The following is a 25304-nucleotide window of genomic DNA, read 5'->3' as shown; positions in this document are numbered from 1 at the left end:
ATTAATTCAGCAAGTCGGGTCGTTCTCCTAGCAGATGGCGAAAATACCATCGTCAAAAACGGAGAAACGTCATGAAAAAATTAATCACAAGCACAATCACAATCACACTTCTAGCGACAGCGCCCGCATCGGCCCAGTTGCTTGGTGGCAGCGGCGGTCTCGGAGGCTCGCTCGGTGGTTCACTGGGCGGCAACCTGGGCAGCAATATCGGTTCCGGACCGGACACGATCGGCCAAGCTGGAGGAACCATTACCGGACGTGGTGGAGTCACCAGTTCCACGAAAGTTGACCGCACTGTTGACACCAAGTCAGGCCGGGTGGCAACCGATGCCAGTAGCAGTTCAAGCGCCAACGGCTCGCTGCTCGGCGGTGTGAATTCATCGAATAATGCAGTGAATGGGGCTGTTAACGGGGCCGCAAGCGGGTCCGCTTCCGGTTCTGCAAATGGTAGCTCCGACACGACCTTGCTCGGCACCGATGCCGTGCGCTCGACCGCCGGACAAGCCATCGGGACAACCCGCAATGCTGCCGGGAGCGCAAGATCAGCCGCCAGCGGCGCGGCAGCGACCGCCACCGGAACGGCTCGTAACGCCGTCAGCGGCGCGAGCAATGCCGGCTCCCTTGCTGGCAATGTCGCAGGCAGCGGCAGCGGCATGGCGATGGGCAATCTGGGCCAACTCGCAGCTTCGGGTAGCACAGCAGCTAACGCGGGTGGCATGTTTGCTGTCGCACCTGGAATGCCGATCGAAGACCCGAAGGGCCGCGTGATCGGCTATGTTCAGGATGTCCGGCAGAGCGGCTCGGGCGTTGTCAGCGCGGTGGTTGTTGAAGCCGGCAACCGCACTGCCACCCTGCCGGCGGCGAATTTTGCCGGATCAGGCAACGTGCTGGTGACCGGAATGAGTAAAGGCGAAATCAAACAGTCTGCCAAGCAGCAGGAAAAAGCACCTCAGGGTGAAACCAATCAATAAAGAGTTTGCAGACAGGCTGTCTATGATCTGATCGTCGCCCCACCCCGACATCCTGTTTGCAATTGGCGCGTCAGACCTAGGTCTGGCGCGCTTTTTTGTGCATCGTCGTCTGGTAGGGCGCGCCCGCCTGCCCCACCATCTTACTTCGAGCCAGCAGAAACCCGATGTGGCGCTTGCATCTGATTCCAAAGCGCCTAAATTGTGAATATGAACTCAGCAGACCCATTCAAGTCCGGCAATCCCTTGCCGCCCAATACGCCCGCCATTCTCGATGCGCGCTTTGCCATTGGCGATGTCGTGCGGCACCGGATTTTCGATTTTCGCGGCGTGATCTATGATATCGACCCGGTCTTCGCCAATAGCGAAGAATGGTATGAGGCGATTCCAAAGGATCTGCAGCCGCCGAGAGACCAGCCATTCTATCATCTGTTCGCGGAGAATACCGACAGCAGCTATGTTGCCTATGTCAGCCAGCAGAATCTATTGTCCGATGATAGCGGCGAACCGGTCAGCCATCCCGATGTCGCACGACTGTTTCAGGCGACCGAGAGTGGCAAATACAAGCTGCACCAAATCCACCAGCACTAGTTTTTTGGCGCCGGTGTGCGCCGGGTCAGGACTTGATTTTCCAGCCCGATTTCAGCAGAAAATAGCAAAGCAGCGTCAGGCCGATGTTGATCGCCAGCAGGATCAGCGCGCCCTGCACGACCGGCGAATCCGCCTCGGCGAGAAAGCCATAGCGGAATCCGGATATCGCGTAGAAAAACGGATTCACATGGCTCACGGCCTGAAAAGCTGGAGACAGGCGGTCAATCGAATAAAATGTACCGGACAGCAGCGCCAGCGGCGCAACTACGAAATTGCTGACCGCTGCGGCATGGTCGAATTTTTCCGCCCAGATCGATGTCAGCACGCCGAGCAACGACAGCATAGCTGCACCCATCAGGCCGAACCAGATCACCGCCCACCAATGTGAAACCCCGACATTGACACCCGGCCAGATGAACATCGCCAGCCAGACCGCAAAACCGACCAATATCGCTCTTGTCATCGACGAAGCGACCAGCGCTGCCAGCAATTCGCCGACCGACAAGGGTGGCGTCAGATAGTCGATGATCGTACCCTGGATCTTGCCGACCAGCATCGAGAAACTGCTGTTGGCAAAGGCATTTTGTAACATGCCCATGCAGATCAGGCCGGGCGCGATAAAGTCGGCAAAGGGTACGCCCAATACGGTACGGTCGCCGCGACCCATGGCAACGGTAAAGATGATCAGGAACAATAATGTGGTGATTGAAGGTGCCCAGATGGTCTGCAGCTGGACTTTGACAAAGCGTCTGACCTCTTTCCAGTAGAGCGCCAGAAATCCGGCCCAGTTGACGCCGCGGATGATTGGCTCGCCAGGTTCGGCGAAGCGCATTGCATTGACCGGAGAGCCGGTCGTCTGTTCTTTTTCGGGTTGGTCGAGCATATGCATATCGCCTATCGGCTCGGAGCGCCAATCACAACCCCATATCGCGCTGTGCATGCGCCATCATCACGGCCAATATCGTGGTTGTATAATCACCCCGGCGACCCTATATCCCGCATAACTCGAGATAATTAGGACTTTGCATGGCTTGGACGGATGAGCGGATCGATTCGCTGAAGAATATGTGGGAAAAAGGCCTGACTGCCAGCCAGATCGCGGAAGAACTGGGCGGCGTCAGCCGTAATGCCGTGATCGGCAAGGCGCATCGCCTTGGCCTGAAGTCGCGTCCCTCACCGGTAAAAGCAAAGCCGGCAGCGAAAAAAGGCGCAAAACCCGCGCCCAAGCCGAAAAAACCACCGGCAAAGGCTGGCGCCGTGGCCAAGCCGAAGGAAGAGCATGTTGCGCGCCGCGCCATGCCGCCACCAACGCCGGCAGCCCGTACCCATGCCGCGCAGCAGGCGCGTCAGCCCAAGCATGATGGCCCGAAGATCGTCTCCGTCGGTCCCGGCGGCTTCCTGCGTCAGGGTCCCGGCGATCAGCAGGCACCGATTCCGCCAGCACCGCCGCGCCGTCTGGTTCCGGCCAAGCCGAGCGACGAAATTGCCGACAAGACCAGCCTGCTCGACCTGAACGACAAAATCTGTCGCTGGCCGATCAATCATCCCGGCGAACCCGACTTTCACTTCTGCGGCGAAGAAGTGAACCCGGGCTTTCCTTATTGCGTCGAACATTGTGGTCGTGCGTTCCAGGCCCAATTGCCTCGCGGTGCCCGTCGTGCGCCGCCACCGCTGCCCTTCGGCGGCCCGAGAGTTCGTTAAACAACGCACCAAATAACAAGAATTTTCAATGCACTGGCCAGAGACCACATAAGTCTCTTGCCAGTGTGACTCCTGCGCTCTTATAGGATCGAACATGTCTGATGATCTGTTCGGTTCCAACCCGCCAACCCAATCCAAAACCGGTGACTATGATGCCTCGGCAATCGAGGTTCTCGAGGGGCTGGAGCCTGTTCGCAAACGACCCGGCATGTATATCGGCGGAGTCGATGAACGCGCGCTCCACCATCTCGCTGCCGAAGTCATCGACAATAGTATGGACGAAGCGGTCGCCGGCCATGCCAGCCGCATAGAAATCACGCTGGATTCAGAAAACCGTCTGACCGTCACCGACAATGGTCGCGGCATTCCCGTCGATCCCCATCCAAAATTCCCGGGCAAGTCAGCGCTCGAAGTGATTATGACAACGCTCCACTCGGGCGGCAAATTCTCCGACAAGGCCTATGCGACCTCAGGCGGACTGCACGGTGTCGGCGTATCGGTCGTCAACGCCTTGTCCTCCGACACGGTCGTCGAAGTGGCGCGGAACAAGACCATCTATCGCCAAACCTTTTCCCAAGGGCTGGCAACCTCCAAACTCGAGGAAGTCGGCACAGCACCCAACCGCCGTGGCACCAGCATATCCTTCGTTCCCGATGTCGATATTTTTGGCGAAGGCAACCGGTTCAAACCATCGCGACTGTTCAAACTGGCGCGCTCCAAAGCCTATCTCTACGCCGGCGTTGAAATCCGCTGGAAATGCGACGAAAGTCAGGCCAGCGACGATGTGCCCGCTGAAGCAACCTTTCAGTTCCCGGGCGGCCTCTCCGACCATCTGCGCGAACAGCTTTCCGGGCGCGAATGCGTCACAACGGATTTCTTTGCCGGCAATCAGGATTTTCCCGATGCACAGGGCCGCGTTGAATGGGCAATCACCTGGCCGATCTGGACCGATGGCAGCTACAGCTGGTATTGTAACACTATTCCGACGCCCAATGGCGGCACCCATGAAACCGGTCTTCGTACCGCCCTCGTTAAAGGATTGCGTGCTTTCGGTGAACTGGTGCAGATCAAGAAGGCGTCACAGCTGACTGCCGATGACATTATCTCCGGCGGCGAAATGATGCTGTCGGTGTTCATTCGAGACCCGCAATTCCAGAGCCAGACCAAGGACCGGCTGACTTCTCCTGAGGCGTCAAAGCTTGTCGAGAATGCGATCCGCGATCATTTCGACCATTTCCTCACCGACAATATGGATCGCGGCAAGGCGCTGCTCGGTTTCGTCATGGAACGGATGGACGAACGGCTGAAGCGCAAAGCCGAGCGCGAGGTCAAGCGCAAGACCGCGACGTCGGGCCGCAAGGTCCGTCTGCCCGGCAAGCTCACCGACTGCTCGATCGGCGATCCGGCGGGTACCGAATTGTTCATCGTCGAAGGCGACAGTGCTGGCGGTTCGGCGAAACAGGCGCGCGAACGCAAGACCCAGGCGATCCTGCCGATCCGCGGTAAAATTCTCAACGTCGCGTCCGCCAATAACGCGAAGATCATGGCCAATAGCGAGATTGCCGATCTGATCCTCGCCCTCGGTTGCGGCACCCGCAAGGACTGCGATCCCGACAATCTGCGCTACGAGCGGGTGATCATCATGACCGACGCCGATGTCGATGGTGCCCATATCGCGACCTTGTTGATGACCTTCTTCTTTCAGGAAATGCCCGAGATGGTCCGGCAAGGGCATCTCTATCTCGCACGGCCGCCGCTCTATCGCATCAGCGCCGGGAGCAAGAGTCTCTATGCCCAGGATGACGCGGCCCGCGCGAAAATAGAAAATGGTCCGTTCAAGGGCAAGAATGTCGATGTCAGCCGGTTCAAGGGCCTTGGCGAAATGAACCCATCGCAGCTCCGCGAAACGACAATGGACCCGAAAACCCGTTCGATGTTCAAGGTGACGCTGCCGCAGGAATATGAGCAGCGCGCAAGCGTCAAGGATCTGGTCGACCGGTTGATGGGCAAAAACCCCGAGCACCGGTTCAACTTCATCCAGCAGAATGCTGCCAGCCTTGATGAAGATGTGATCGACGCCTAGTGGATAAAGCTTGATTCATAGATAGTTAGGGGAGATTATTGTGCGGTTCCTTTACGCTTTCGCGCTTTATCTTCTGCCCTTCACACTCGCGTTTGTTTCAAGTCCTGCCACAGCACAGACGCAGACCATCATATCTCCGCAGCTTTCGCTTCGCGCCAATGATGTGCTGCGCCTGTTGCAAGGCGCAGAGATTGAAGCCGAAGTGTTTGACGAGAATTTCCGCAACGCCGTGCCCCCTGCCCAGTTTCGCGCGCTCGTCCAGCAAATGTCTGCTCAGCAGGGACAACCGCTCGCAATATCATCGATCGAGCCGCGTAACGCCAATTCGGCGATCCTCAAGGTTCGCTATGAAAAATCGACTGGCGCGGTCAATATAGATCTAGAGAACGATCCGCCGCATCGCATTTCCGGACTACAGTTAACCGGCTTTGAAGCTGACGGCGATTCGATTGGCGATGTCATGGCCGCGATTGACGCTCTGCCGGGGCGTCAGGGTGTGTTGGTCCAGTCCCTGGATGCGTCCGACCTGCAACCCATCGCCGCGCTCGACCCCGACGGGCGCTATGCCATCGCCTCGGCGGTTAAACTCTATATACTGGCCGAACTCGACCGCGCTATCCAGGCGGGCGAAAGACAATGGTCCGATGTTGTGCAACTGGGGCCGAAATCCCATCCGTCCGGAATCAGCCAGAACTGGCCCGACGGGTCACCGGTCACGCTGCACACGCTCGCGACGCTGATGATCTCGATCAGCGACAATAGCGCCACCGACACGCTCATCCGGATTATCGGTCAGGACAAGTTGGCCCAAATGGTTACAGCCACCGGCCATCACAACCCGGACGAGTTGCGCCCCCTGCTGATGACGCGTCAGGCATCGGCCCTGAAAATGCCGGTTCATGCAGAGCGGCGAGAGCAGTATCTGAACGCAGGTCCCGCTGAGCGCAAACAACTGCTGGCCGATTTTGACAGCGTTCTGACGCTGGACAGTCTCGATTCCCGGACATTGACCCATCGCCCCAATTTTATCGATCAGCTGGAATGGTTTGCGACCCCGACGGACGTCATCAAATTGCTCGATTATCTACGCCGCAACGCCAGCGAGGAAAGCCGGACCATATTGACGATCAATCCCGGTATCGGCCAGGGTGCGGCAGATAAATGGGATTATTTCGGTTATAAGGGCGGATCGGAACCGGGCGTTCTGTCCTTCAATTTTTTACTCAAGTCGAAATCGGGCGAAAATTACGCCGTCTCGGTTAACTGGAACAATGAGGAAATATCGCTGCAGGAAAGTGATTTGCTCGCCCTGACCACGCGCCTGGTCAATCTGCTCGCAGAACAATAGGCCAAAGCCCGGCAAGCTAGGCGTTCGCCAGAGCCTCGACCAATGCCTTCACCTTCTGCTGCCGCCATTGCGGGAGCGGTGCCATCAGCCAGTAGCCGCGCGACGAGACGCTGTCTTCGCCAATAATCTCGATCCGGCCCGCCGCGAGATCGCGCTGAACCAGCATCTTCGGCACCCAGGCATAGCCGAAACCATTGGCCGCCGCCTCGATCGCAAGGCCCCCATCAGCAACCCGCATCAGGGTTTCTTCGCCTTCGGAAATCGGACAACCAGGCCAGTCGATCTTGTTGCCGCCCTTGAGACCCGGCGCAGCGACCTTCACGAAGACGGTATCGCCGAGCATTTTGCCTTCATGCTGCCCCGGCCCGTCACCAAGCCAGATCGCGACATCGAGATTGGCTTCGGTAAAATCAATTTCGTCATCCGCGGCGACCAGCGCGAAACTGGTGTCCGGATTATTGGCGGAAAAGCTCGATAGCCTCTCGTTCAGCCATTTCTGGGTGAAGTCGCGCGGCGCAGCGATGGTCAGCTTGTGCGAGGACTGGCCCGATTGCATTGCCCGGACGGCTTCCTCAAATTGCAGGAAACCGGAGCGCAAAGCATCCAGTCCCGCCGATGCTTCGTCGGTTAATTCGAGACCTTTGGGCGTACGGCGAAACATCACTACGCCCAGCATGTCCTCCAGCGCCCGTATTTGCTGTCCGACAGCCGCTGGGGTTACCGCCAGTTCATCGGCCGCCTTGGTGAAGCTGAGATGCCGCGCAGCAGCATCAAGCACACGCAGCCCGTTCAATGGCAAATGGGTGCGCTTCATTGCTCGACGGTCGGTTCGGTGAGAGGGAAATGCGGAATGCGGACCTCGAAGGCGGGCGGCGTGCTGCCGACCATGACAAAATGACCTTCCATCGCGCCGTTCGGCGTATTGAGCGGGCAACCCGAAACATAATCATGGGATTTTCCCGGCTGGATAACCGGCTGTTCGCCAACCACACCGTCACCGTCGACCATCTGCAGTCCGCCACGCGCGTCCGTGATCTGCCAGTGCCGCATCAACAGCTGTACCGCGGTGTCCCGATGGTTTTCGATCCGGATATGATAAGCCCAGAACCAGCGGTTGCCATCGATATCGGACTGTTCCGGCAGGAAGGTCACAGAGACGCGCACGGTGACGCCATCGGTGGTTTCAGCAAACGGGAAGAATGATTCCATGATCATGATATAGAGTTAAAGCCCGACCGACGAAAGGGCCTGATCCAAGTCTTTGATCAGGTCGATCGGATCTTCCAGGCCGACATTGATCCGCAGCATGTCTTCGGTGATGCCGATCTCCACTCTGGCCTCTTCTCCCAGTCCATGGTGGGTGGTCGAGGACGGATGACACATGAGCGACCGGCTATCTCCGATATTGTTCGATATATCGATCAAATTCAATGCGTTGAGCAGGCCATGCGCTTGCTTGCGGCCCCCACCGACATAGAGAGAAAAGATCGGTCCGGCAGCTTCCATCTGGCTCATCGCGAGATTATGCTGCGGGTGGCTTGACAGTCCGGGATGCAGGATTTTCTCTACCCGCTGCTCTAGAAACTTGCCCACTTCGACCGCATTATTGCTCTGCCGACGGATGCGCAGGTCGAGCGTTTCGAGCCCCTTGAGCACAACCCAGGCATTGAATGCGCTCAATGTAGGGCCGGTGTTGCGGGTGAAAGCGAGCAGCGGACCTTCGATAAATTCTTCGGTCCCGCAGACCGCACCGGCCAGGACACGCCCCTGCCCGTCCATCATCTTGGTAGCGCTATAGGCCACAACGTCGGCGCCATATTCCATCGGCCGCTGCAGCACGTTAGTGGCGAACGCATTGTCGACCACGCTGGTGATACCCTTGGCCCGGGCGAGATCGCAGACTCTGCGGATATCGATCACATCCATGGTCGGGTTGGCTGGTGTTTCGAAGAAGAAGACCTTGGTTTTTGGCGTGATTGCCCGCTCCCAGTTCTCGATATCGCGGCCGTCGACCCCGGTCGTGTCGATGCCGAATTTGGGCAGCAGACTGTCGGTCAGCCAGCGGCAGGAGCCAAACAGGGCGCGGCTGGCGACAACATGATCGCCAGCTTCCAGCTGACACAGCAAAGCCGCGGTCATCGCTGCCATGCCCGATGCCGTGGCGCGGCAGGCCTCCGCGCCTTCCATGATCGCAATCCGTTCTTCCAGCATCTGCACCGTCGGATTTTGCAGGCGGCTGTAGGTCATGCCATCCTGCTCGCCGGCAAAGCGGGCCGCGGCATCCTCGGCGCAGTCGTAGCTATAGCCGGACGTCAGAAACAACGCCTCTGAAGTTTCACCAAATTCGCTGCGCATCGTGCCGCTGCGGATCGCCTGCGTCGCCGGGCGCCAGTTCTTGGTGATTTCGCGGTCTTGGCCGGTGTTTCTTTTCATGAGTCTGTCCTAGCCGCCCGTCAGTTGCGCGACAATAGCGTCGCCGATTTCCGTGGTTGAAGCCTTCCCGCCGAGATCGTGACCCAACACGCCTTGCGCGAGCACGGCGGCAACCGCCGCTTCGATCCGGCTGGCTTCCGCTTCCATGCCGAAGCTGTGCCGCAACATCATCGCCGCAGACAGGATCATTGCCGAGGGATTGGCAATCCCCTGCCCGGCAATATCCGGCGCGCTGCCATGGATGGGCTCGTAGAGGCCCTTGGTGCCTTCGCCGAGCGAGGCCGATGCGAGCAGGCCGATCGACCCGACACACATGCTTGCCTGATCGGAGAGTATGTCGCCGAACAGATTGCCGGTCACGACCACGTCAAACTGGCCCGGATTGCGCACCAGCTGCATCGCTGCATTGTCGACATACATGTGGCTGAGTTCGACTTCGGGATATTCGGCCGACGTCTCGATCATCACATCGCGCCACAATTGCGAGGTTTCCAGCACATTGGCCTTGTCAACCGAACAGAGCCGCTTGCCGCGCACCATGGCGGTCTTGAAAGCGACATGGGCAATACGCCGGACTTCGCTCTCGTCGTAGGACATGATGTCATAGCCTTCGCGCAGGCCGTCCGCGGTTGTGCGTATGCCCTTTTCGCCAAAATAGACATCGCCGTTCAACTCGCGAACAATAACAACGTCGATGGTGCGCGCGATTTCCGGTTTGAGACCGGAAGCATCTTCCATGCCCGGAAACATTTTGGCGGGCCGCAAATTGGCAAAGGTCTGCATTTCCTTGCGCAGGCCGAGAACTGCTTGTTCGGGGCGCAGGTGCCGCTCCAGATTGTCGCAGGATGGATCACCGACCGCGCCGAACAGCACCGCGTCGGCCTCTTTCGCCAACTCGACGGTTTCCGGCGGCAGCGGATGGCCGTGGTTGCGATAGGCAACACCGCCGACATCGGCATGATCGAGACAAAGATTCGGCAAGTCCATCGCCCCCAGCACGCGCAGCGCCTCGACCATGATTTCCTGACCAATGCCGTCACCGGCGAGCACCGCAATATGCATGAGAGTTCCTTCTTGTAAGCGCGCCGTTCCTGCCGATTATCGCGCGCTTAGGCAACCACCCTTTTCAGGCGATCGACCAAAACCGTTCGTGCTGCCATCACATCCTTGCGGCGGTCTTCGAAGAAATGGCGTTTGAGAAAAAATCCGGTAACGCGCAGGCCGTCGAATATATCGTCCCATTCGGGGGTGACCGAATCTTTGAGGAAAGCCGGAAGCGGCAAAAGCCGTTCCTTATATTCCTGCCCCGCAAAGGCGCTGACCGCCGTGGCGCTCTTTGGGCTGATATAGACCAGATCATCTTCCGACCCCGTCACCGCGCATTTTTCCAGTGTGAGTCCAAAGCCCAGTTCCGACAACAGCAGCAGCTCGTAACGCACCAAAGCCACTGCCCATCCCTGAGCAGACGGAGCACTGCAAATCGCATCAAGCAAGGCGGACAGAGCCGAATGCAATTGGGGATAGCTATGTTCTTCCGGCAGGATCGCTGCCGTCAAGGCGGTCACCCAGTCGAGCGCGGCACTGGCCAGCGGCTCGCCCAGAAACGGCCCCCGGCTCTGCTGCAATTCCGCTGTCATCGACGCCAATTGATCCTCGGTCCGCGCGCGATAGTCAGCCTGCACGATATTGGAGGGGATCAATACCGGTCGCATATTGCGCGAATGCGCGCCGCGGACATAGCCGGTTACCAGACCATTTTCGGGGGTTAGCGCGCGCACGACTGCGCCATGCTCGCCATGGGAACGAACCGAGCAGATGATGGCGGAGGTGCGGAGGCTAACCATGAAAATAGTCGTAGATTTTCTGCGCCACCGTCGCCGACACGCCCGGCGCTCCCTGCAGATCGTCGAGCGAGGCATTTTTCACTGCTCGCGCCGTACCGAAATGCAGCAATAGCGCCTTTTTTCGGGCCGGGCCGATGCCGGGCACGTCATCCAGTGAACTATGGCCGACAGATTTGGCGCGTCTCGTCCGGTGTGCGCCAATCGCGAACCGGTGGGCTTCATCGCGCAGACGCTGGAGATAGAAGAGCACCGGGCTGTTCATCGGTAGATTGATCTGGCGGCCGTCTGGCAAGTGAAATGTTTCCCGTCCCGCATTACGGTCGGGGCCTTTTGAGACGCCGATCATCACCACATCCTCGACGCCAATTTCGGCGAGAGCACCTCGCGCTGCGCTCATCTGGCCCTTGCCGCCGTCGATCAGCACCAGATCGGGCCACTCGCCCTTGTCGCGATCCGGGTCTTCCTTTTGCGCACGGGCAAAGCGCCGTTCGAGCACTTCGCGCATCATCGCAAAATCGTCGCCGGGCGCGATATCGGGATTTTTGATATTGAACTTGCGATAGGCGTTCTTGCGAAAACCTTCGGGTCCGGCGACGACCATGCCACCGACCATATTGGTGCCCTGAATATGGCTGTTATCGTAAATCTCAATACGATCCGGCACAGCGTCCAGTTCCAGCAGGTCAACCATTTCGCGCATGATCCTGGCCTGGGTGGAGGTTTCCGCCAAGCGCCGGTCGAGCGCCTCTTCGGCATTGCGGCTGGCCTGCGCCAGCAATTTCCGCCGATCCCCGCGCTGCGGCTTGGAAACACTTACCTTATAGTCCGCCTTGGTGCTGAGCGCCTCGGCCAGCAGTTCCGCATCGGGCAGTTCGCGGTCGAGCAACACCAGCTTGGGTGGTGGCATCTGGTCGTAAAATTGCATCAGGAAACTGGAGAAAACTTCTTCAATCTCGACATTGGTCGTATGCGCCGGAAAGAAGCTGCGGTGGCCCCAGTTCTGGCCGCCACGGATGAAGAAGGCCTGGACGCAGACGGTCGAACCCTTGGCTGCCAGCGCAAAAATATCGGCGTCCGGCAGGCCGGCTGCATTGATCGCCTGACTGCCCTGGATAAAGGTCAGCGCCCTCAACCGGTCGCGGTAAACCGCGGCCATTTCGAAATCGAGAGCCTCGGAGGCCTTTTCCATCGCGCCGCCTAGCTTGTTCTGCACCTCGGTCGATTTGCCACACAGAAAATCGCGCGCATCCTCGACCAGTTCGGAATAGTCTTCCTTGCTGATCCGGTCGACGCAGGGCGCCGAGCAGCGCTTGATTTGATAGAGCAGACAGGGACGCGACCGGTTGTTGAAGAAACTGTCGGTGCAACTGCGCAGCAGAAACAGCTTTTGCAGCGCATTGAGCGTCCGGTTGACCGAGCCCGCACTGGCAAAGGGTCCGAAATATTGCCCCTTGGTACGCTGCGCCCCGCGATGCTTGGTGATCCGTGGAAAATCATGATCGTCGCGCAGCAGGATGAACGGAAAGCTCTTATCATCGCGCAGCAGGACATTGTAAGCAGGACGGAATTTCTTGATCAGCTGCGCTTCGAGCAGCAGCGCTTCGGCTTCGCTGCCGGTCGTCACAATGGTCATCGAGCGGGTCTGCGCAACCATCCGCATCAATCGCTGCGGCAGCCGGTTCATCTGGACATAGGCACCGACGCGGGCCTTTAGCGACCGCGCCTTGCCGACATAGAGCACGTCGCCACGCTTGTCCTGCATCCGGTAGACACCCGGCCTTGTCGGCAGGGTATTCAAGACCTCGCGGATAGCCGCCATCCCGGCTTCGAGATTGGGCGTATCCCCCTCCCCGCGCACCGCATAGGTCGCTTTATCCTCGTTGAAACGGGAAGCGGCATTGGGATGATCGGGACGGTCGGCTTTGGACATGGGGTTTTGTTTAAGTGAGGGATAGCAGCATTGCCAGAGCAATTGCATCCTCTCCCACAGGGAAAGGCAAGTGTAGCTTGTCAGCTTAATGACTAGCGAAACTCGGTGAGGGGTTTGCAGGTCGGGAGGGCAAAACCCCTCACCGACTGCGCCTAAGGCAATGAACTGCCAAGGCTTGTTGCCTCTCCCTATGGGAGAGGCTTCTCGCTCAGTTCAGCGTCTTGCCGATATCGCCAATGGCCTTGTCGACCAGGCTCTTGTCGGCTGCTGCATCATGGCGTGCCGCAATCAGGGCTTCCGCTGCCTTCGTAGCGGCCATCGCGGCCTTGGCGCGAACGGCGGCTATCGCAGAGCGCTCCGCTGCACCAATCTTGTCTTCTGCCATTTTCTTCCGGCGGGCAATCAGAGCTTTGGCTTCCGCTTCGGCTTCACTGACCATAATGGCAGCTTCTTTTTCAGCACTGTCCATCAGCGCTTCAATTTCAGCCTGCGCGCCAGCCGTTTTTGCTTCATATTCGGCTTTCAGCGCTTCTGCTTCCTTGCGCAGATCGGCCGCTTCATCGAGCGTCTTCTTGATCTCGGCAATTTTGTTATCCAGCATACCGCCTACGATCTTGGGGACTTTCGTCCACAACATGATCGCAAATACCACCAGAACGCCGACCGCAACCCAGAATGTGGGATCCATAAACGGACCGCCGGTCCCAGCGCCTTCTGCCAAAATCGTCAATAGCATGTTCTATCTCCTTCAGCAGGCGCTCAGAAAGCCGCCTTGACCGCCTTTTTTGCATCGGTGGCCGTAACCTTGGCACCGGACACCGTCTTGACGATAGCCTGAGCGGCATCTGCCGCAACGGCTTCGATTTCTTTCAGTGCGTTGATTTGAGCCGCCTTGAGCGCAGCATCCGCTTCGTCCGCTTTTTTTGCGATGGCGGTATCCGCACGTTTGATGGCTGCCTCGTTTTTCTTGGTAACCTTCGCTTTGGCTTCGCTGACCTTACCAACCGCATCGGCGCGGGCATCATTGATGCTCACCCGGTAATTGGCTTCGATCTGCTCGGCCTTGTCCTGCCCGGCCTGCGCCGCAGCAAGGTCGTCGGAAATCCGCTTTTGGCGGTCATCGACGGTTTTGCTGATCTTCGGCACCATATTTTTAGCAATGCCAAAATAGATAATACCGATCACGATCAGCAACCAGAAAATCTGGCTGCCGTAAACTTCCATAAGCTGACTAATTTGAGGCATTATTCACCCGATGTTTCGAGACGCAAATAGGCAATTTCGGGGCGAGCCGGACCTGCCGGCCCGCCATCAAAATTATTCAGCGAGTTCAGCTGCCGGAGCTTCTTCAACTACTGGCGCGTCGACAGCCGCAGCTTCGACAACAACAGCTTCAACCGGCGTTGCCGCTGGCGGAGCGTAAAGAATCATCATCGCAACAGCGAAGGCGATCAGGCCGAGCAATTCAGCAGCAGCAAAGCCGATGAACAGACGTCCCTGCTGGCCGTCAGCCGCAGATGGGTTACGCAAAGCGCCTTCAAGGAAGGAAGCGAAAACATTACCAACACCGGATGCAGCAACACCGATACCAATTGCCGCGATACCAGCGCCGATTACTTGTGCAGAAGCGAGATCCATTTTTTAAACTCCGTATTGAAAAATTAGTATTGAAAGTGACTTAGTGAAGATTTTCCGCATCGCTGATATACAGTGATGTCAGAAGAGCGAAAACATAGGCCTGAATTGCGCATACCAGAAGTTCCAAGGCGCTGACAAACGCGATGAAGAGAATGCTCAGCAACGCGATACCCCAGCTAGCCCCGCCTGCGTCGATGGCCTGCACGACGAAACTGGCGAACACCTTGATCAGGATATGACCGGCGATCATCGCCACGAACAACCGCAGCGCGAGGCTGAACGGGCGTACGAGGAACGACAGAAGCTCTACCGAGAAAATCAGCGGCATCATCCACAGCGGCGTACCGTGCGGAATGAACAGGCTGAAAAACTTGAAGCCATGCTTCCAGAAACCGACGACCAATACGATCGAGAAGCTGATCGCTGCCAGCAGGCCGGTAACGGTGAACTGGCTTGTCACGGTAAACGGATGGATACCGGGAATAATGCCGAAAGGCATCATGCCCAACAGGTTGGAAAACAGAATGAACATGAACAGGGTAAAGACCCATGGAGTATATTTCTTGCCATTCGGGCCGATACTGTTGGCGATGATATTGTCGATGAAACCGACTACACCTTCAACCATGACCTGCCAGCGCCCGGGAACCAGCTCGCGCTTCATTCCGCCGATCATGAAAACATAGAGCAGCACAAGGACGGCGAACATCCAAAGCGCGCTGTTAGTGAAATCAATCTGCTGACCGAAAAGAGTGAAGCCATCAAAAATGGGCTGCACTTCGAATTGGTGCATCGGATCAATTTTGCCTTCGGTAGCCACTAATATAACCCCTGATCGTCAATCGTCATCATCTGGTAACGCCGTACCGATGTCATCCACCGGCTGGCTCGAAATCATATAAATTTTCCTGAACGCTACTCCCACCCCAAGGAAGAAGAATAGCAACAGGAACAATGGCGTCGTTCCCAACCAAGTGTCAAACAACCACCCGAGAAGAAAACCGGCAGCCACGCCTCCAATCAAATAGCTTAGCACCCTTGCGCCGAGCCGCTGACTTTCGTCTGGCCCTTTGTTCCGGTGCCCCGCTTTGATCCGCTCCCGATTCTGTGCAGATATCAGTCGCTCATCCAGCGATGAAACCCGCATATCCTCTTCGAGTGGATCTCGATCAGATTCGCTTATTGCCATTATGACCCCTCTAATTGCCCCGAAGAGCGCCGAAAAGAGCCATATATGACAGTAGGCCGACCCGCCAAGGCGCGGTCCGTTTAGGAAAGCAACGTACCCAAGTCAACAGCAATGCTGCAACGCGGAAATTACATAGAATATCAGCGCAATTTTGACAGACTAACCTGCCGGTGGTGACGATAAAAGCGCAACCGTGAAGCAAGCTTGCAACGGACCGGGACGAACCTCCATATAAAACCCATTTTCTTGACGGCAGATAGATTGTGGTGAAAGGTAAAGTCTTCGCGGCAGGAGGCCGCGCTGTAGATGGCATCAGGTTCCAAGACGGTTATTTACGCGGCATTGGCTGGCAATAGCCTGATCGCCGTTTCCAAATTTTTTGCAGCATCCGTCACGGGCAGCTCTGCGATGTTCAGCGAGGGCGTGCATTCGGTGGTCGATAGCGGCAACCAGTTGTTGCTGCTGTTCGGTATGAAACGTGCCGTTCGACCACCCGACGAGAAACATCCGTTTGGCTATGGCATGGAATTATATTTCTGGACCTTCGTCGTCGCGATACTGATCTTTGCCGTAGGCGCCGGTATTTCCATCTACGAAGGCGTGCAAAGCCTCTCTAACCCGCATCCCGTGGAATCGCCGATATGGTCTTATGCCGTCCTGTCCTTGGCGATGGTCTTCGAAGGGGCTGCCTGGTGGGTGGCCTTCCGGGAATTCCGGCGCACAAGAGGTAACCAGTCCTGGTACGCGGCCGTGCGCAATTCCAAAGACCCGACGGTTTTCACGATATTGTTCGAAGACAGCGCCGCAATGATGGGCTTGATGATCGCCTTCGTCGGCATATTCGCCTCGCAATATTTCGACATGCCGATACTCGACGGCATCGCCTCGATTTGCATCGGCGTGGTACTCGCATTTGTAGCTTTGCTGCTGGCTTATGAAAGCAAGGGCTTGCTGATCGGCGAAGGCGCCTCACCGGAAGTCGTTGCGGGCATCCGCGCCGTGGTTTCCGATGACAAAAGGATTACCGGCCTGAACGAAATATTGACCATGCATATGGGGCCGGAAGATATATTGTTGGCGGCCAGTGTGGATTTTGATGACCGTTTGACCGCCGACAAGGTGGAACAGGCTATTACCGATTTCGAGAAGGCTATCAAAAGAGAGTTTCCGCAAGTGAAGCGAATATTCATCGAGGCCCAAAGCTGGCGGCAGCATCATGCGACCGCCATTGCCGCGGGAGAAATGAGTTCACAGCGACCTCCGGACGGGAAATAGAGGGCCGATGACGGGCAGACGGGACAGATAGAAAGCAGGAATAGTAGCCAATGACTGATACACCCGTGGTAAAATCCCGCGTTCACGATATCGAACCGGAAGACGGGCTGTTGTTCGGCTGCATATTGGACGGCAAGGGCGGCGGACGACTATGTGACTGGGCGGAAGTCGAAACGACCGACACCGAGAAAAATCCACTCTGGCTCCATCTCGACAATGTTTCCGATCGGGCTGAAACATGGTTGCGCGAAAAATCCGGCATCCCTGCCCCGGTCGTCGGCGCGTTGCTGGCAAAGGAGTCCCGACCGCGAAGCCTGCGTGTCGACGACGGACTTCTGGTAATCCTGCGCGGCGTCAATCTCAACGAAGGCGCCGAACCGGAGGATATGGTCGCTCTGCGCATGTGGGTGGAACCGACGCGGATTATCACGGTGCGATACGAGCGATTGATGACGCCGCGCGATGTGCTGTCGGATATTGTTGATGGCGGTCATGGGGCCGAGACGACAGCCGATCTGTTTGTCGCCCTGTCCGAACGCCTGTCGCTGAAGATCAACGATGTCATCATCGAACTGGAGGACCGGCTCGACGCGCTGGAGGCACAGGTCGACACCGAGCAGCCGACAAAATTGCGCAGCAGAATAGCCGAGTCCCGTCAGGACACTGTCGCATTGCGCCGTTATCTGTCTCCGCAGCGGGAAGCGCTGGCAAATTTGCAATATGACGCACCGGACTGGCTCAATCCAAGTCAGCGCATGGGACTGCGGGAAACAGCAGACCGGACGATGCGCTATCTCGAAGATCTGGATGCAGCGCGCGACCGGGCAATAGTCGTACTCGACGAACTGGCCAACAAGATGGCAGAATCAATGAACCGGACGATGTACGCCCTTTCGATCGTTGCAGCCATCTTCCTGCCGCTCAGTTTTCTTACCGGGCTGCTCGGCATCAACGTCGGTGGCATGCCCGGGGTGAATAGCAATGTCGCGTTCTGGATCACCTGCGCCATCATGACGATATTGATGGTCACCGAGGTTTACGTACTCCGGCGCCTGAAATGGATATGAGAATATGATCGTGAATTTTCTGGCCCTGACGAACACTATACCGGACATAACCGACGTCCCTTCGCTTCAGGATATCGGCGCCGGGTTTCGCGACATCAGCACGTTTTTCTCCTCCTTCTTTCTGCGCATGCAGGCTGAACTGTTGTCGGGAACAATCTGGCTGCAGCTGGGCGGTATCGTCGTCGCGCTGCTGCTCGGCTTTATATTCACCCGCATATTACGGGCAGCAACCGGCAATTTCTTTGCCGATCTGGCGGAGAGTTTTCACGGCGGAAAATATGAAGCCGTTTCCGCCACGCTTGTCTTTCCGCTGATCGCTTCCACGATTATCTGGATGGTCATCTCCGGCTTCGCGGGACGCGGCATTCCGGTGGACTATATGCGGATAGTTGGAGCCGCGCTCGTCGCGACGCTGATCATCCGCACCTTTGCCCTGACCAGCCGTGACCCGCTGTGGCGCTGGACGACGATCATATTGACGATAATCGGCGCATTGCTGGTGGTGGTGCGTCTGTTCACGCCGCTGATCGAATTTATCGACAGTCTGGCGATACCCGTGGGCGAAAATCTTTCCCTGCTCGATATTTTCAAGGTTCTGGTGATCGCGGTTGCGCTTGTTTGGGGGGCGTCGTTTTTCTCCCGGCTGATTGAAACACGGCTGAGCAAGTCCGAGCGGATGACCCCTTCGGTCCGCGGGCTGTTCGGCCAGTTGGTCCGCATATTGATGATCGGTATCGCCATCTTCATCGCGCTCAACATGATCGGCATCGATCTGACCGCATTTGCCGTATTTACCGGCGCTCTGGGCGTCGGCATCGGCTTTGGCCTGCAATCGATTTTTTCCAATTTCGTCGCCGGTATCATCATCATTCTCGAAAAAACCCTCAAGGTCGGGGATTTTGTCGATCTGGAGGGCGGGATTACCGGCGAAGTTCGCGAAATCAATGTTCGCAGCACATTGATCACCACCAACGACAATATCGACATGCTGATTCCCAATTCGGAATTTATCAACAAGCGGGTGATCAACTGGACCTTGCGGGAAGCCAAACGCCGCATGCACGTGCCGGTTGGTGTGGCTTATGGGACGGACAAGGATCTTGTTAAAAAGGCGATATTGGAAGCGGCGGGCAATGTGGAATTCACCCTGAAGGGCTTCAAGAACCGCAAGCCTGATGTCTGGCTCGTCGGATTTGGCGACAGCAGCCTCGATTTCGAACTGATTGTCTGGCTGACCGATGAAGCTACCAAGAAACCCGGCCGGGTTCACGCGACCTATTGCTGGGAAATCGAAACGGTGCTGAGCAAATATGGTATTGCCATCCCCTTCCCTCAGCGCGACCTCCATTTGGTCAGTAAATCATTCGACAACGAAAAAGGCGCGCCAGCCTAGCCGACGCGCCTTCCCGTTAAAATTTTATGATGCTCTAAATCAGGGGCAGCGCGAATCCCGTACCGGGTCCGAACTGTCTCGTGTGTTCCAGGTTCCGGCCGGCGTCTGGTATTTTTCACCTGCCGAGGTCCGCATGATCAGGTTGCAACCCGAGGTGAAAGCAAATTGCTCTACGGTTGAATTGGTTTCCTGCGCCTTGCGGGTATAAGCCGCTTTCCGTTTGATATTGATATCCTCGACCAGCGCCTTGATCGCTGGTGACGGTGACGTCACATAGCCAAGATAGCCGTCCGGCTTTTCACCGATCTTTCCAGCGGACCGCGCCGCTTCATAGGCGGGATCGCGCTGTGCCATCACCGGCACAGCGACGACCGCCGTCAGAACCAGTCCGCCAATTACGGCCAAAGCCTTGTTTTTCTTCATATAGTCAAACATTAGAAAATATCCGCTTCTTCGTTGATCAGGTCTTTCGCATCACCGTCCAGGCGATACACCACTTCCTGCTTGATATTGATATTGAGGTTGATGACAATCGGCTTGTCCGGTGCAGTCACCTGCACACAGGCAGAAAGCCCGGTCAATGCACCCAATATCAGGCCGACAGTGGTTAAATTCCTCATATTGCTACGAATCGCATCATCTGATCGATCCGTCAATTGACTTGTCTGATAAAGCATCATCGCTTTCCCCCGGCTGAATGGACTATTCATCTTCTTCGAGCACCTTCACGGCTGCCTTTGCCCGTGCCTCCTGCGCCCGCAATAGCGCTGGCAGGTTCTGACCGACCAGTATTTCGGGCTCATAATAGGATTTGGCGCTACTCATCATCTGCATGAAGGGCGCCTGGATCCGCACGTTGAACTGGATCGGAATGCGGGCCAGCTGTTTGGTAATGAAATTGCGGCTGGCATCATCACCCTGCTGCAGCCCGTCGAATTTTACCTGGGTGATGATTTCGCCGGCAATATCGCCGTCCATACCGATCGTCAGATTGCGATATTTGATCGATTTGAGCGCGTTAAAGGCGAAATTGGCCATGGTGCCCATGTCTTCATAGGTCAGTTCCCCGACATAGGCGAGCGTACCGCCACCTTCGCGCGCTACCAGATAACCACCGACAACCCGGCCACCATCCTGATCAAAGACCATCGGCAGCTTGCCGTCGAACACGCCTGTTGCCGTCATATTCTCGAAGTCGAACTGGGTCAGGAACTGCGCGGCATCGACGCCCTCGACAGTGAATTGCAGCCGCCGCTCGGCCTCTTCGCTCAGATCCAATATGGTCGGTTCTAGGTATAGCTTGCCACCCGCGAACGGCCACTCCCCCGCTTCCACCTGTAATTTGAAATCGGGGAGCAGACGGTAGCGGATCTGACCGTTGAACACCGCGACGCCGGGATTGACTTCGGACAGGCTCACTATCTGACCCGGTCTGGTTTCCAGCGCGAGCAGATCGGAAAACTGTATCTCCCCCGCCAAGCCGGTCACCGGACCGAATGCGGCCGCCAGATTTAAACCATGGGTGCTAAAAGTCCCGGAGCTTTTTATGCCATTTTCAGAGGCATCCCAGTCAATCCGGCCCGCACCCGATATCTCTCCCTGCACGTTGGCGATCACACCGAGGGTCAGCGGAGTTAGCTGTTCCGGCTGCAACCGGTCGTTGAAGGCCAGCGACTGGACGTCGATCAGCGCTCTGCCTGCACTGGTTTTCAAGGTGTGAGCAATATCGATTGCGGCAATGGCGGTCAGAGTTTCCGGCTCGCGGAGCCAGCCGGTGGCGGTCAGATCACTTCCGTCAAAGCCCAGCTCGACGTCGTTGCTGATCAAGGGGCGGAACCGTTCCACCGGTTGTTCGTCGCGGACCAGTAGGCTGGCATCAGCCAGGAATTTGCCTTTTTCATAGCGCCAGTCGCCCTCGATCTTTTCCATCAACAGCGGGACATTGGCGACCTTGCCGGAAGCGCCCTCAATTCTGCCGTTGATCGTATCCCCGAAAGCAGCGTTCAGCACCGCCATATCGAGCATTGTCATGCTGTCAGCCGTACCCAGGCGGATGCCGACATTTTGCGCCGTCAGGCCTTTCGCCAACGAAAACCCCAGCGCGCCGCTCGTAATGGCCAAGGGCGTGTTACCGACAGCGCCGTTCAGCTTGAGCGACGGCGCATTGGCCGCGATATTCACATTCGATCCACTACCGGTCACGATGGCACTGCCTTGCGGGCATAGTCGCGCACTGGTCGGCCCGGCGGTCAGGGATGCGGTGCGCAGGCTGGCAAATTGCAGATTGATACATTGTCTGAACAGAGCGAAATCGCCATTTCGGGTGATGTTTCCGCTGACGGGCACTTGCAGCCCGGTGATTAGTCCGTCACCGACCGGCCCGGTCAGGATGATCCGCCCGTCAATATTGGTGCCGCCCTGACGCGTCGGCGAGAAGGCCATCGCGGGAATCTTCAACTGTGCCGAGCCGACCTGATAATTGGCCATTTCGAGCCGTCCGGAAAATCCGCGCGACAGGCTGCCGTCGTCAAGCAGCAATTTGGCACTGGGAAAACCACCCCCGGCAAGCTGAATGGGACCGTCGGCGAGCATCCTGATATTCTTGTCGGTAAAAACCAGCAGCAACGGATCGCTCAGGCTCACTGTTGCGCCCGAACGCGAGCGGGCTCCCGCGGTATTGAGCGCAAGCGTTGTCCGCTCGACCGTCCTGGAAAATTTTATGTCGCTGGAAACATCAAACTGGCTGCCGGCCTGCTGCACCGCTTTCGCGATCCGGTCAGCGATCGGACCGACGGGCGTCCCCGCGACCGATGTCGACAGGCTGCCGGCTTGCCGCAACAGGCTTTGCGCAACCTGGACGCCGCGAATTTCCGGCTGGCCGGTAAAGCTTGCCGTCAGAGTTGCGGCGCCATAGCCCAGCGCAAACGGACCCTGGACCTGCGATACGGCCGCCTTGCCAAAAGGGGATTTCAATCCGCTTGCGGTCAGATCGATATCGCCGCTGGTCTGCTGGAAATCGCCGGTCAGTTTGACGGAAGCCTTGATTTCCTGGCTGCTAAAATCGGCATAGCGAAGCGGCCCGCCGAGCAGGCCGACATTACCGGTCCAGCTCGCCAGATCGACCCCGAGATCAACCGAGACCTGCGCGGCGAAATCTTCTGCCGTCAGATCAAGATCACTGCATGTTACATTGGGAAGCCTCAACGGCCCCTGCAAATGCGGTTTCTTTCCGCGTATCGCGACCTCGCCAAAGAAGGTCGGTTTCCGGAGTGAACAGCCGCCGGCTTCCAGCTGGCTGCTGATCGCGGCAATTTCTCCGCTGAAACCGTCTTGCAATTCGCCTTGCCCGTTGAGTGCCAGCCCAATGGCGCCATATTCGCTATCGATGCGAAGCTTGGCATCGTTCAGCCCGAGCCAGATATCCGGCAGCGCCAGCGGGCTGTCATCTTCGGGATCGTTGAATTTGTCGAGCTCACCAAAGCTGAGCTTGCCATTTTCCATCCGCCCGAACAGCTTTACACCACTCGCGCTGACCCAGTTGATGCCGACACCGCCCAGAGTAAGGCTATTGCCGACTTCTACCAGCTCAGCGGTCAGGTCCGGCCGCTCCGGGTCACCGATGACCAGATTGCGAATGACCTGTTTGCGCAGACCGATGTCCTCGATTTCATATGTCGCCGCGACATCCATCTGTTCGAGCTGGGATTTGACGAAATTGTCGGCCAAAGTCGTTCGACTCACCCACAGGGCAATCAGCCCGAGCAGAATCAGAACAAGCAATATCCCGCCGAACAGTCGAAACCGGGAGCGGCGACCGACGGGGTCATTGGCGATTTCTTCTTCCATTGCGGGTGAAATGCCGAAGTCTGCCTTAAGTTGCAATGTACAAGTGTCTGAACGCCCAGTTTTTGTAGCTGATCCAAAGATTGGACATTTTCGGTCTGTTGTCTTCTAAACGGCGAAGTTCCTGATTTGTTCTGCTATTGAGGGCATATGAGCAAGGGATATGAAATTCCGTCAGGCTTGCCGAAGCAAAGCAGCGGGCACCGCGCCCGGCTTCGTCACCGCATATTGGCCGGCAAGGGCAACGGGCTGCACGATCACGAACTGGTCGAATATTTGCTCGCGCTGGCCATTCCGCGCCGCGACACAAAGCCATTGGCAAAACAATTGATCGACGAGTTCGGCGGCTTCGCCCGCCTGCTGGTTTCCGATGCCGACGCGTTGCAAAAATTTCCGGGCATGGGCGAGACCAGCGTCGCTGCGCTAAAAATTGTCCAGGTCGCGGCCTTGCGCCTGATCTCCGAGCCAGTGCGAATCCAGCCCATCTTGTCGAGTTGGCAGGCTTTGCTCGACTATTTGCGGGCCGATATGGCCCATCTCGCCCATGAACGGGTGCGGGTGTTGCATCTAGACAGCAAGAACCGGTTGATCCGCGATGAGCTGGTGAGCGAGGGATCGATTGATCAGGCGGCCATCTATACCCGCGAAGTCATCAAGCGGGCGCTGGATCTGGGGTCAGCTGCGATCATCCTTGTCCATAATCATCCGAGCGGCGACAGCACCCCCAGCCGACAAGATATCGCGATCACAAGAGACATTTGCGCCGCTGGCGCCACATTGGGCATTGCCGTTCACGACCATATCGTCATCGGCCGGGACGGCCATACATCCTTCCGGTCGAAAGGACTGATCTAGTGATTGAGCCGGCGCTCAATAAAGGAACATCGGCATGCCTTCGACCTGGATGAGACTGGCGCGATACTGGTTCGCATCATAGAGGCCGGAGACATTGACCCCCTTGCTATCCTCAAGCAGCGTGCCGATCGGCACCGAGCTATAATTGCCGTCGGTCAGGCATACCATATTCGCCATCCGGTCCTGCTCGATCAACTGCACCGCCAGCGCACCGAAAGCAAAGCCGACCATCCGGTCCATAGCGTCCGGTTCTCCGGCGCGCATCAGGTAAGCGAGTTCCTGAACGATCGTTCGCTCGTCCGAGCGCGCCTCGATTTCGCGCGCCAGTTGCGTGCCGATATTCAGTCCGTCGCGGCTAGTATTCGATTTGTTTATTTCGTCTGCATAATCCGTCCCACCGGAAAGCCGGGCACCCTCGGACACCAGACAGATGGCGTAGGATTCCGGGTTGGCCTCCTTGTCCTTCAGCAGCAAAGGCAGCAGCACATCCATATCCGCCGGCACTTCGGCGATCACCGTCCTGTCCGCTTGCGAGAGAAAACCGGAGACCAGGGCGGTCTCCCCTGACTGCCGCCCGAATAATTCGATCACCGCTATCCGTTCGTGGCTCGCCGTCGTGGTGCGCAGCGAGTTGATCGCCTGGACCGAACGGGTGACGGCAGTAGAGAAACCGATACAATAATCGGTGCCATAGACATCATTGTCCATCGTCTTGGGGATAGAAATCACGTTGCGGCCAAGGCTCGCCAGATGGGCCGAAAAACGCAGCGTGCCATCGCCGCCCATGGTGATCAGCGCATCGACTTCCAGCGCGTCGAGAATATCGAGTATCTTTTGCGTCTGGTCACCTTCTTTGGTCGTACGCGGATCGCAGCGGGAGCTGTGCAATATCGTGCCGCCTTGCCGGTCAATGCCGCGCACCCGGTCCTGGTCGAGCATCATGACGCTGTTTTCGTTGGCCCAGGGATCGGCGGGATCGATCTCCAGCACCCCTTCCCAGCCGCGGCGCAATCCGACCACATCCCAGCCGCGCTGCCAGGCCGAGGTCGCAATCGACTGGATGCACGGATTGAGGCCCGGGACATCGCCGCCGCCGGTGAGTATAGCCAGACGCATTTTATTCTCCCTGTTTCCGCCGCTGCATTG

The 25304-nt window shown here is 57.4% G+C and carries 24 protein-coding genes and 1 pseudogene; 9 read left to right on the top strand and 16 right to left on the bottom strand.

What is annotated here, in order from left to right; all coding sequences use genetic code 11:
- Positions 1-71: 71 nt before the first annotated feature.
- Positions 72-971, top strand: coding sequence for a hypothetical protein (locus ACWFTY_RS08085; protein WP_447526755.1), 900 nt, complete (start codon positions 72-74; stop codon positions 969-971).
- A gap of 207 nt (positions 972-1178) precedes the next feature.
- On the top strand, positions 1179-1559 hold the full coding sequence (gene hspQ / locus ACWFTY_RS08080) for a heat shock protein HspQ (RefSeq protein ID WP_447526754.1): 381 nt from the start codon (positions 1179-1181) through the stop codon (positions 1557-1559).
- A gap of 25 nt (positions 1560-1584) precedes the next feature.
- Here the strand turns inward: hspQ and ACWFTY_RS08075 are convergent, their stop codons facing one another.
- Positions 1585-2442 (bottom strand): ABC transporter permease, encoded by an 858-nt coding sequence (locus tag ACWFTY_RS08075; RefSeq protein ID WP_447526753.1) that lies wholly within the window; start codon positions 2440-2442, stop codon positions 1585-1587.
- Between the two features lie 143 nt (positions 2443-2585).
- Between ACWFTY_RS08075 and ACWFTY_RS08070 the strand changes: the two genes are divergently transcribed.
- The 3 genes from ACWFTY_RS08070 (at position 2586) to ACWFTY_RS08060 (ending at position 6691) form a co-directional block, all read left to right on the top strand.
- Positions 2586-3260 (top strand): GcrA family cell cycle regulator, encoded by a 675-nt coding sequence (locus ACWFTY_RS08070; protein ID WP_447526752.1) that lies wholly within the window; start codon positions 2586-2588, stop codon positions 3258-3260.
- Between the two features lie 94 nt (positions 3261-3354).
- Positions 3355-5343, top strand: coding sequence for a DNA topoisomerase IV subunit B (gene parE, locus ACWFTY_RS08065; protein WP_447526751.1), 1989 nt, complete (start codon positions 3355-3357; stop codon positions 5341-5343).
- 40 nt (positions 5344-5383) lie between these two features.
- Positions 5384-6691 carry a serine hydrolase gene (locus tag ACWFTY_RS08060; RefSeq protein ID WP_447526750.1) on the top strand — a complete coding sequence of 436 codons (1308 nt, stop codon included), beginning with the start codon at positions 5384-5386 and terminating at the stop codon, positions 6689-6691.
- A gap of 16 nt (positions 6692-6707) precedes the next feature.
- Here the strand turns inward: ACWFTY_RS08060 and ACWFTY_RS08055 are convergent, their stop codons facing one another.
- The 11 genes and pseudogenes from ACWFTY_RS08055 to ACWFTY_RS08005 form a co-directional block, all read right to left on the bottom strand.
- Positions 6708-7505 (bottom strand): LysR family transcriptional regulator, encoded by a 798-nt coding sequence (locus ACWFTY_RS08055; RefSeq protein WP_447526749.1) that lies wholly within the window; start codon positions 7503-7505, stop codon positions 6708-6710.
- On the bottom strand, positions 7502-7900 hold the full coding sequence (gene apaG / locus ACWFTY_RS08050; RefSeq protein ID WP_447526748.1) for a Co2+/Mg2+ efflux protein ApaG: 399 nt from the start codon (positions 7898-7900) through the stop codon (positions 7502-7504). Before apaG ends, ACWFTY_RS08055 begins: the two co-directional genes overlap by 4 nt.
- A 15-nt stretch (positions 7901-7915) precedes the next feature.
- Positions 7916-9124 carry a trans-sulfuration enzyme family protein gene (locus tag ACWFTY_RS08045; protein WP_447526747.1) on the bottom strand — a complete coding sequence of 403 codons (1209 nt, stop codon included), beginning with the start codon at positions 9122-9124 and terminating at the stop codon, positions 7916-7918.
- Between the two features lie 9 nt (positions 9125-9133).
- Positions 9134-10186 (bottom strand): 3-isopropylmalate dehydrogenase, encoded by a 1053-nt coding sequence (gene leuB / locus ACWFTY_RS08040; protein WP_447526746.1) that lies wholly within the window; start codon positions 10184-10186, stop codon positions 9134-9136.
- A gap of 47 nt (positions 10187-10233) precedes the next feature.
- Complete coding sequence (recO, locus tag ACWFTY_RS08035) at positions 10234-10968, bottom strand: DNA repair protein RecO (RefSeq protein WP_447526745.1); 735 nt, start codon at positions 10966-10968, stop codon at positions 10234-10236.
- Positions 10961-12898: an excinuclease ABC subunit UvrC gene (uvrC, locus tag ACWFTY_RS08030; RefSeq protein ID WP_447526744.1), complete on the bottom strand. Its 1938-nt coding sequence runs from the start codon at positions 12896-12898 to the stop codon at positions 10961-10963. Before uvrC ends, recO begins: the two co-directional genes overlap by 8 nt.
- A gap of 208 nt (positions 12899-13106) precedes the next feature.
- Complete coding sequence (locus ACWFTY_RS08025) at positions 13107-13634, bottom strand: F0F1 ATP synthase subunit B family protein (RefSeq protein ID WP_447526743.1); 528 nt, start codon at positions 13632-13634, stop codon at positions 13107-13109.
- 23 nt (positions 13635-13657) lie between these two features.
- Positions 13658-14143, bottom strand: a complete 486-nt coding sequence (locus ACWFTY_RS08020) for a F0F1 ATP synthase subunit B family protein (protein WP_447526742.1) — start codon at positions 14141-14143, stop codon at positions 13658-13660.
- A 174-nt stretch (positions 14144-14317) separates the two neighbouring features.
- Positions 14318-14536 (bottom strand): annotated as a pseudogene (locus tag ACWFTY_RS08015) (F0F1 ATP synthase subunit C); the annotation flags it as partial.
- Positions 14537-14576: 40 nt separating this feature from the next.
- Complete coding sequence (locus tag ACWFTY_RS08010; protein ID WP_447526741.1) at positions 14577-15329, bottom strand: F0F1 ATP synthase subunit A; 753 nt, start codon at positions 15327-15329, stop codon at positions 14577-14579.
- 45 nt (positions 15330-15374) lie between these two features.
- Positions 15375-15725, bottom strand: coding sequence for an AtpZ/AtpI family protein (locus tag ACWFTY_RS08005; protein ID WP_447526740.1), 351 nt, complete (start codon positions 15723-15725; stop codon positions 15375-15377).
- A 306-nt stretch (positions 15726-16031) separates the two neighbouring features.
- On the opposite strand from ACWFTY_RS08005, the gene ACWFTY_RS08000 reads away from it, so the two are divergent.
- Genes ACWFTY_RS08000 through ACWFTY_RS07990 form a run of 3 tightly spaced genes read left to right on the top strand, consistent with a single transcriptional unit; the run spans position 16032 to position 19460 of the window.
- Positions 16032-17000, top strand: a complete 969-nt coding sequence (locus ACWFTY_RS08000) for a cation diffusion facilitator family transporter (RefSeq protein ID WP_447526739.1) — start codon at positions 16032-16034, stop codon at positions 16998-17000.
- Positions 17001-17050: 50 nt separating this feature from the next.
- The gene (locus tag ACWFTY_RS07995; protein ID WP_447526738.1) at positions 17051-18067 is read left to right on the top strand and encodes a zinc transporter ZntB; all 1017 of its coding nucleotides are present in this window, start codon (positions 17051-17053) and stop codon (positions 18065-18067) included.
- Positions 18068-18071: 4 nt separating this feature from the next.
- The gene (locus ACWFTY_RS07990; RefSeq protein WP_447526737.1) at positions 18072-19460 is read left to right on the top strand and encodes a mechanosensitive ion channel family protein; all 1389 of its coding nucleotides are present in this window, start codon (positions 18072-18074) and stop codon (positions 19458-19460) included.
- Between the two features lie 39 nt (positions 19461-19499).
- Here ACWFTY_RS07990 and ACWFTY_RS07985 read toward each other — a convergent pair whose 3' ends face one another.
- The 3 genes from ACWFTY_RS07985 to ACWFTY_RS07975 form a co-directional block, all read right to left on the bottom strand.
- Positions 19500-19895, bottom strand: a complete 396-nt coding sequence (locus ACWFTY_RS07985) for a YdbL family protein (protein ID WP_447526736.1) — start codon at positions 19893-19895, stop codon at positions 19500-19502.
- A complete protein-coding gene (locus tag ACWFTY_RS07980; RefSeq protein ID WP_447526735.1) occupies positions 19895-20080 on the bottom strand; it encodes a YnbE family lipoprotein in 186 nt (61 codons plus the stop codon). The genes ACWFTY_RS07985 and ACWFTY_RS07980 overlap by 1 nt, the downstream gene beginning before the upstream one ends.
- 82 nt (positions 20081-20162) lie before the next feature.
- Positions 20163-23306, bottom strand: a complete 3144-nt coding sequence (locus ACWFTY_RS07975; protein ID WP_447526734.1) for an intermembrane phospholipid transport protein YdbH family protein — start codon at positions 23304-23306, stop codon at positions 20163-20165.
- Positions 23307-23453: 147 nt separating this feature from the next.
- Here ACWFTY_RS07975 and radC point away from each other — a divergent pair, with 147 nt between their 5' ends.
- Positions 23454-24158, top strand: coding sequence for a RadC family protein (radC, locus tag ACWFTY_RS07970; RefSeq protein WP_447526733.1), 705 nt, complete (start codon positions 23454-23456; stop codon positions 24156-24158).
- A 15-nt stretch (positions 24159-24173) separates the two neighbouring features.
- Here the strand turns inward: radC and ACWFTY_RS07965 are convergent, their stop codons facing one another.
- Complete coding sequence (locus ACWFTY_RS07965) at positions 24174-25274, bottom strand: 6-phosphofructokinase (RefSeq protein ID WP_447526732.1); 1101 nt, start codon at positions 25272-25274, stop codon at positions 24174-24176.
- Positions 25275-25304 lie beyond the last annotated feature (30 nt).

The sequence above is a fragment of the Parasphingorhabdus sp. NYA22 genome, assembly GCF_976973735.1.
The sequence above is the reverse complement of the archived record's forward strand: the minus strand, read 5'-3'. Positions and strand labels throughout refer to the sequence as shown.

What these genes read in the sequence shown, in the direction of transcription:
- ACWFTY_RS08020 (WP_447526742.1), bottom strand. Translation starts at nt 14,143, where the DNA reads ATGCCTCAAATTAGTCAGCTTATGGAAGTTTACGGCAGCCAGATTTTC.
- ACWFTY_RS08070 (WP_447526752.1), top strand. Translation starts at nt 2,586, where the DNA reads ATGGCTTGGACGGATGAGCGGATCGATTCGCTGAAGAATATGTGGGAA.
- uvrC (WP_447526744.1), bottom strand. Translation starts at nt 12,898, where the DNA reads ATGTCCAAAGCCGACCGTCCCGATCATCCCAATGCCGCTTCCCGTTTC.
- apaG (WP_447526748.1), bottom strand. Translation starts at nt 7,900, where the DNA reads ATGGAATCATTCTTCCCGTTTGCTGAAACCACCGATGGCGTCACCGTG.
- ACWFTY_RS08025 (WP_447526743.1), bottom strand. Translation starts at nt 13,634, where the DNA reads ATGCTATTGACGATTTTGGCAGAAGGCGCTGGGACCGGCGGTCCGTTT.
- ACWFTY_RS07985 (WP_447526736.1), bottom strand. Translation starts at nt 19,895, where the DNA reads ATGTTTGACTATATGAAGAAAAACAAGGCTTTGGCCGTAATTGGCGGA.
- ACWFTY_RS07965 (WP_447526732.1), bottom strand. Translation starts at nt 25,274, where the DNA reads ATGCGTCTGGCTATACTCACCGGCGGCGGCGATGTCCCGGGCCTCAAT.
- ACWFTY_RS07975 (WP_447526734.1), bottom strand. Translation starts at nt 23,306, where the DNA reads ATGGAAGAAGAAATCGCCAATGACCCCGTCGGTCGCCGCTCCCGGTTT.
- ACWFTY_RS08045 (WP_447526747.1), bottom strand. Translation starts at nt 9,124, where the DNA reads ATGAAAAGAAACACCGGCCAAGACCGCGAAATCACCAAGAACTGGCGC.
- ACWFTY_RS07980 (WP_447526735.1), bottom strand. Translation starts at nt 20,080, where the DNA reads ATGAGGAATTTAACCACTGTCGGCCTGATATTGGGTGCATTGACCGGG.
- ACWFTY_RS08075 (WP_447526753.1), bottom strand. Translation starts at nt 2,442, where the DNA reads ATGCTCGACCAACCCGAAAAAGAACAGACGACCGGCTCTCCGGTCAAT.
- hspQ (WP_447526754.1), top strand. Translation starts at nt 1,179, where the DNA reads ATGAACTCAGCAGACCCATTCAAGTCCGGCAATCCCTTGCCGCCCAAT.
- ACWFTY_RS07990 (WP_447526737.1), top strand. Translation starts at nt 18,072, where the DNA reads ATGATCGTGAATTTTCTGGCCCTGACGAACACTATACCGGACATAACC.
- ACWFTY_RS08005 (WP_447526740.1), bottom strand. Translation starts at nt 15,725, where the DNA reads ATGGCAATAAGCGAATCTGATCGAGATCCACTCGAAGAGGATATGCGG.
- radC (WP_447526733.1), top strand. Translation starts at nt 23,454, where the DNA reads ATGAGCAAGGGATATGAAATTCCGTCAGGCTTGCCGAAGCAAAGCAGC.
- ACWFTY_RS08055 (WP_447526749.1), bottom strand. Translation starts at nt 7,505, where the DNA reads ATGAAGCGCACCCATTTGCCATTGAACGGGCTGCGTGTGCTTGATGCT.
- parE (WP_447526751.1), top strand. Translation starts at nt 3,355, where the DNA reads ATGTCTGATGATCTGTTCGGTTCCAACCCGCCAACCCAATCCAAAACC.
- recO (WP_447526745.1), bottom strand. Translation starts at nt 10,968, where the DNA reads ATGGTTAGCCTCCGCACCTCCGCCATCATCTGCTCGGTTCGTTCCCAT.
- ACWFTY_RS08085 (WP_447526755.1), top strand. Translation starts at nt 72, where the DNA reads ATGAAAAAATTAATCACAAGCACAATCACAATCACACTTCTAGCGACA.
- ACWFTY_RS07995 (WP_447526738.1), top strand. Translation starts at nt 17,051, where the DNA reads ATGACTGATACACCCGTGGTAAAATCCCGCGTTCACGATATCGAACCG.
- ACWFTY_RS08010 (WP_447526741.1), bottom strand. Translation starts at nt 15,329, where the DNA reads ATGCACCAATTCGAAGTGCAGCCCATTTTTGATGGCTTCACTCTTTTC.
- ACWFTY_RS08000 (WP_447526739.1), top strand. Translation starts at nt 16,032, where the DNA reads ATGGCATCAGGTTCCAAGACGGTTATTTACGCGGCATTGGCTGGCAAT.
- leuB (WP_447526746.1), bottom strand. Translation starts at nt 10,186, where the DNA reads ATGCATATTGCGGTGCTCGCCGGTGACGGCATTGGTCAGGAAATCATG.